The sequence below is a fragment of the Phenylobacterium sp. genome, assembly GCF_030693805.1.
GTDB lineage: Bacteria > Pseudomonadota > Alphaproteobacteria > Caulobacterales > Caulobacteraceae > Phenylobacterium.
In genome coordinates, this window is record NZ_JAUXZW010000390.1 from 1 (window position 1) to 5,059 (window position 5,059).

The following is a 5,059-nucleotide window of genomic DNA, read 5'->3' on the forward strand; positions in this document are numbered from 1 at the left end:
CGCTTCCAGCCGGTGTTCGTCGGCGAGCCTACGGTCGAGGAGACGGTCTCGATCCTGCGCGGGCGGAAGGAGAAGTACGAGGTGCACCACGGCGTGCGCATCTCCGACGCCGCCATCGTCGCCGCTGCGACGCTCTCGAACCGCTACATCGCCGACCGTTTCCTGCCCGACAAGGCGATCGACCTGATGGACGAGGCCGCCAGCCGCGTGCGCATGGCCGTGGATTCCAAGCCCGAGGAGCTGGACGAGATCGACCGTCGCGTCGTGCAACTGAAGATCGAGCGGGAGGCGCTGTCCAAGGAGACCGACCACGCCTCGAAAGCCCGGCTGGAGAAGCTGGAAGAAGAGCTCGACGACCTGGAGGGGCGCTCCGCCGAAATGACCGCCCGCTGGCGCGCCGAGAAGGAGAAGGTCGGCCAGTCCGCCCAGGCGCGCGAGGCGCTCGAGCGTCTGCGCGCGGAACTCATCGCGGCCCAGCGTCGCGGCGACCTGCAGCGGGCCTCGGAGATCGCCTACGGCGAGATCCCGCAGCTCGAACGCATCCTGGCGGCGGAAGAGGCCGAGTCCGGCAAGAACCCGCTGTCGCCCGAAGTCGTCGACGCCGAGCAGATCGCCGCGGTGGTCTCGCGCTGGACCGGCGTGCCGGTGGAGAAGATGCTCGAGGGCGAGCGTGAGAAGCTGCTGGCCATGGAGGACAAGCTGCGCGACCGCGTGGTCGGCCAGGAAGAGGCGCTGCTCGCGGTGTCCGACGCGGTTCGCCGCGCCCGAGCCGGCCTGCAGGATCCCAACCGGCCGATTGGTTCGTTCCTGTTTCTGGGCCCCACGGGCGTCGGCAAGACCGAGCTCACCAAGGCGCTGGCCGAGTTCATGTTCGACGACGAGTCCGCCGTGACCCGCCTCGACATGAGCGAGTACATGGAAAAGCACTCGGTCAGCCGGATGATCGGCGCGCCTCCCGGCTACGTCGGCTACGACGAGGGCGGGGCGCTGACCGAGGCGGTGCGGCGCCGGCCCTACCAGGTCGTGCTGTTCGATGAGGTGGAGAAGGCCCACCCCGACGTCTTCAACGTGCTGCTGCAGGTGCTGGACGATGGCCGGCTGACCGACGGCCAGGGGCGCACGGTCGATTTCCGCAACGTGATCATCATCATGACCTCGAACCTAGGGTCGGAGCATCTGGCCGGACTCGCGGACGATGAGGACGTGGAAGCCGCACGCCCTGGCGTGATGGACACCGTGCGCCGTCACTTCCGGCCGGAGTTCCTGAACAGGATCGACGAGATCATCCTGTTCAAGCGCCTGGGCCGCGCGGAGATGGACAACATCGTCCGGATCCAGCTCCAGCGCGTGGAAAAGCTGCTGGGCGACCGGCGCATGGCGATCACCCTGGATCCGGCGGCCATGCATTGGCTGGGCGAGCGCGGCTACGATCCGGTCTACGGGGCGCGTCCGCTGAAGCGTGTGATCCAGAAGGAACTGGTCGACCCGATTGCGCGCAAGCTGCTGGCGGGCGACCTGGAGGACGGGGCGGTGATCGACGTCACCGCCACGGGCGAAGGCCTGGAGATCGGCCGCGCCAAGGTGCACTGACGAAAGAGGGGCGTCGCCAGCAGGCGACGCCCCTTGAGCGGCTATCGGCAGTAGGTGCGCTCGACGTAGCCGCCATAATACGGGTCGTAGCGCTGAGTGGTGGTGCAGCGGCGATACGAAGAGCCGTAATAGCCGCGCCCGTAGTAGGGCTGGCCGTAGTAGCCGCGCCGGGCGTAGCCGCTGTCGTAGTAGCCCCGGTCGCGGCTGCCGGAGGCCAGCGCCGCGCCGATCGCCAGGCCCGCGATACCGGCTACGATCGCCGCGCCGTCGTCGTTGTTCCGGCGGTAGTTGCGGTTGTTGTAGTAGTAGCCGTTGTTGTAGCCGCGGCCGTCGTAGGCGCGGTGGTTGCGGTAGTCGCGCGCTTCCGCGCTGCTCGCCGTGATCGCGCCGCCGGCCATTGTCATGGCGGCCAGGGCGATGGTCATGATCTTGCGCATGGATCCCTCCGTGCCGAATTCCCTCAAAAGGTAAACGCGCAGCGCGGCCACAAGCTCCGTCCGGCCGTCTAGAGGCCGCAGCGCACCCAAACGCCGGGCCCGGCCAGGTAGCTGTCGGTGCGAGCGTTGTAGCTGCGATAGCGGCTCATGCAGGCGCGCACATGCTGCCCCCACGACCCGTCGCGCCGCCAACCGACGTAGCGGTTCTCATCGTCGCGACCGTCGCCCGCGGCATTGCGAATGTCGTCTCGCCCATATCGGTCGTCGCCGAAGTCCTCGTCCTCGCGCCCGTAGCGGGCGGCCTGGTCGCGAAGGTCCTGATCATAGCGCCCGGCGGCACGGTCGTGTTGGCTGGCGGGAGCGGGCCTCGGGTCAGGGGCGTGGGGCGCAGCGGAGGCTGGCGGCGGTGCGGGCAATGGCTGGGGACGCTCATAGTAGTTATGGCCGTCCCAATAGGTCTGGGCGTGGGCGGCCGGCGATCCGACGACGGCGATTGCCGCGAGCGCGGCGGTCAACATCACGCGCATGGCGCAGCTCCCCTCGTTCAAGCCCGCGGCTGGAACACCACAAGCTCTGCTTTCGTTCGCCTGACCGACGATACCGGCCCCGTGCCTGTTAAGATATGTTAATGGACATCGCCGCGTGGCGCTCAACTGCGCGGCCGGGAGGATAAGGACGCAATGGCCGAAGAGCAGTTTGTCCAAATGTACGTGCGCGACTTCGCCAATCTGGCGGCGCGTGCGGAGTCCGGCACCGACGTGGACGCCCTGGTGCGCAAGCGTATCGAAGAGGCGCGCAAACACGCGGCGCTGATGGATTTGCGTAAAAGCGAGGGCCACCTGGCCGCAGTGTCGCAACGCCTGCGGCTGGAATCACGCCGCAATGCAGCGGCGGCCGTGCGTAATGCGCCCGATCCGATCGCGGCGGCGGCGCGGCGCGAGTCGTTCATGCAGGAAATCGCCGACCTGCTCGACGCCGACCCCACCGAACCGATCAAGCGCGGGGTGGAGCGGTTCTGAGCCGCCTCCCGGACTGCCGGACGCCTTAGAGACCGACCGAGGTGGGTCGGCCGCCACGGGTCTCGACGCGCCGCATCACCGCAATGCTTGGGCCTCGGCCTTCAGCGGGTTTGGCCACTGAGATCACGTACCAGGCGCCGTCCGGCAGTCCAGAAAAGCTGAACCGGTCGGCGGCGTCGCAGGTGGTGCGACGCACGAAAGCCGAAAAGTCCTCACCGTTGCTGGCGGGCGTGCGGGCGCGCACCTCTTCAACCGGCAGGGCGGCCGAGATCGGCGAATTGTACAGGATGTTCATCCGTCGGCGCGTCCACAGCGTCTCCGGCGTCAGAACCACCGCCGCGCCGGCGCAGGTGTATCGCGCCTCTGGGCGCTTGTAGGTAAGGCGCCCGACGACGGCGTTGCGCCCCGGCACCGCCGACCACGAAAAATCGCTCGAGCGGAACACCGTCGCGGATGGCGGGGCCATCGGCGGCGGCGGCGGCGGCGCGCCCACGGTCTCGCAAGCGGCGAGCAGGGCGAGGGTCGAGAAAGCTACGAAACGACGAAGGACGCGCATGGCGGGGACCTTATGCGGAGCGAGGCGGGCGCGCCAAGAGGGCCTGCGCAAAATGCCTGAGCCGCGTCAACCGCCCTCAGCTCAGTCTTCGCGACCGGGCCGTCCGCGCATCGACTTGACGCCGGAGCGCTTCGACTTGCCCTCCAGCCGCTTGAGCTTCGAGGCGTAGGTCGGCCGGGTGGGGCGGCGCGACTTGGGACGGTGCAGGGCCTGGCGCACCAGCTCGGCCAGGCGCTCGCGGGCGTCCTGGCGGTTCATCTCCAGCGAGCGGGAGCCCTGGGCGAACAGGATCAGCACGTCCTCCTGGCTGAGCCGGCTGCCGGCGAGGCCGCGCAGACGTTCCTTGACGTCGTCTTCCAGGCTGGAGTTTCCGACGTGGAACCTAAGTTCGATCGCGTTGCTGGTCTTGTTGACGTGCTGGCCGCCGGGACCGCTGGCCTTGACCATGCGTTCGCTGAATTCGTCATCGGCGAGCGAGACGCGGGCGTTCACGACAATCATCGGTGCGCCTCCCTCTCTGCGCGTGGCCTGGCGGCGGCGCCGCTTCCTACAGGGTGCGGCGGACGTCGTCTCGCTTATGATCGGCGCGCCGGCTTGACCTTTCTGTAAAAAAACGGTCGATAGCGCCGCCTTTGCTACGACGTCAGTGCGCCGTGGCCTGCCCGACGATCAAGTTCTGGAGAACGCCCATGCGCGTCTATTACGACCGCGACGCCGACATCGCCCGCATCCTGGACAAGAAGATCGCCATTGTAGGCTATGGCAGCCAGGGCCGTGCGCACGCGCTCAACCTGGTGGATTCCGGGGTGAAGAACCTCGTCGTCGCGCTGAAGGCCGGTTCGGCCACGGCCAAGAAGGTCGAGGCTGACGGCCTGAAGGTGATGAACGTCGCCGAAGCCGCGGCCTGGGCCGACGCGATCATGATCCTCGCGCCTGACGAGCTGCAGCGCGGCATCTACAACAACGAGATCGCCCCCAACATTCGCGACGGCGCGGCGCTGCTGTTCGCCCACGGCCTGAACGTCCATTTCGGCCTGATCGACCCGAAGCCCGGCATCGACGTGCTGATGATCGCGCCCAAAGGCCCCGGCCACACCGTGCGCAGCGAGTACCAGCGCGGGGGCGGCGTGCCCTGCCTGATCGCCATCGACCGCAACCCGACCGGCAATGCGCTGGACTTCGGCCTGGCCTACGCCTCGGCGATCGGCGGGGGCCGTTCGGGGATCATCGAGACCAACTTCCGCGAAGAGTGCGAAACCGACCTGTTCGGCGAGCAGGCGGTGCTGTGTGGCGGCCTGGTGGAGCTGATCCGCGCCGGCTTCGAAACCCTGGTCGAGGCGGGCTACGCGCCCGAGATGGCCTATTTCGAGTGCCTGCACGAAGTGAAGCTGATCGTCGACCTGATCTATGAAGGCGGCATCGCCAACATGAACTACTCGATCTCCAACACCGCGGAG

Annotated in this window: 7 protein-coding genes; 3 read left to right on the forward strand and 4 right to left on the reverse strand. The window is 67.9% G+C overall.

Going from position 1 to position 5,059, the window contains the following annotated elements:
• Window positions 1-1,590, forward strand: a 1,590-nt coding sequence (locus Q8M88_RS15560) for an AAA family ATPase (RefSeq protein WP_305598066.1), incomplete at its 5' end; no start/stop codon positions are given.
• A 41-nt stretch (window positions 1,591-1,631) separates the two neighbouring features.
• Here the strand turns inward: Q8M88_RS15560 and Q8M88_RS15565 are convergent.
• Together Q8M88_RS15565 and Q8M88_RS15570 are read right to left on the reverse strand one after the other, a co-directional pair.
• A complete protein-coding gene (locus Q8M88_RS15565; protein WP_305598067.1) occupies window positions 1,632-2,027 on the reverse strand; it encodes a hypothetical protein in 396 nt (131 codons plus the stop codon).
• A 68-nt stretch (window positions 2,028-2,095) separates the two neighbouring features.
• Window positions 2,096-2,554 (reverse strand): BA14K family protein, encoded by a 459-nt coding sequence (locus tag Q8M88_RS15570; protein WP_305598068.1) that lies wholly within the window; start codon window positions 2,552-2,554, stop codon window positions 2,096-2,098.
• A 153-nt stretch (window positions 2,555-2,707) separates the two neighbouring features.
• Here Q8M88_RS15570 and Q8M88_RS15575 point away from each other — a divergent pair, with 153 nt between their 5' ends.
• Window positions 2,708-3,046 carry a hypothetical protein gene (locus tag Q8M88_RS15575; protein WP_305598069.1) on the forward strand — a complete coding sequence of 113 codons (339 nt, stop codon included), beginning with the start codon at window positions 2,708-2,710 and terminating at the stop codon, window positions 3,044-3,046.
• A 25-nt stretch (window positions 3,047-3,071) separates the two neighbouring features.
• On the opposite strand, the gene Q8M88_RS15580 is transcribed toward Q8M88_RS15575, so the two are convergent.
• Both Q8M88_RS15580 and arfB read right to left on the reverse strand, forming a co-directional pair.
• The gene (locus tag Q8M88_RS15580) at window positions 3,072-3,602 is read right to left on the reverse strand and encodes a hypothetical protein (RefSeq protein WP_305598070.1); all 531 of its coding nucleotides are present in this window, start codon (window positions 3,600-3,602) and stop codon (window positions 3,072-3,074) included.
• Window positions 3,603-3,683: 81 nt separating this feature from the next.
• Window positions 3,684-4,103 carry an alternative ribosome rescue aminoacyl-tRNA hydrolase ArfB gene (gene arfB, locus Q8M88_RS15585; RefSeq protein WP_305598071.1) on the reverse strand — a complete coding sequence of 140 codons (420 nt, stop codon included), beginning with the start codon at window positions 4,101-4,103 and terminating at the stop codon, window positions 3,684-3,686.
• A gap of 188 nt (window positions 4,104-4,291) precedes the next feature.
• Between arfB and ilvC the strand changes: the two genes are divergently transcribed.
• A partial coding sequence (ilvC, locus tag Q8M88_RS15590) for a ketol-acid reductoisomerase (RefSeq protein WP_305598072.1) occupies window positions 4,292-5,059 on the forward strand: 768 nt, incomplete at its 3' end.

Bases quoted from the DNA above. Each gene is read 5' to 3' on its own strand.
- Q8M88_RS15565 (WP_305598067.1), bottom strand. From the start codon at position 2,027: ATGCGCAAGATCATGACCATCGCCCTGGCCGCCATGACAATGGCCGGC.
- Q8M88_RS15570 (WP_305598068.1), bottom strand. From the start codon at position 2,554: ATGCGCGTGATGTTGACCGCCGCGCTCGCGGCAATCGCCGTCGTCGGA.
- Q8M88_RS15575 (WP_305598069.1), top strand. From the start codon at position 2,708: ATGGCCGAAGAGCAGTTTGTCCAAATGTACGTGCGCGACTTCGCCAAT.
- Q8M88_RS15580 (WP_305598070.1), bottom strand. From the start codon at position 3,602: ATGCGCGTCCTTCGTCGTTTCGTAGCTTTCTCGACCCTCGCCCTGCTC.
- arfB (WP_305598071.1), bottom strand. From the start codon at position 4,103: ATGATTGTCGTGAACGCCCGCGTCTCGCTCGCCGATGACGAATTCAGC.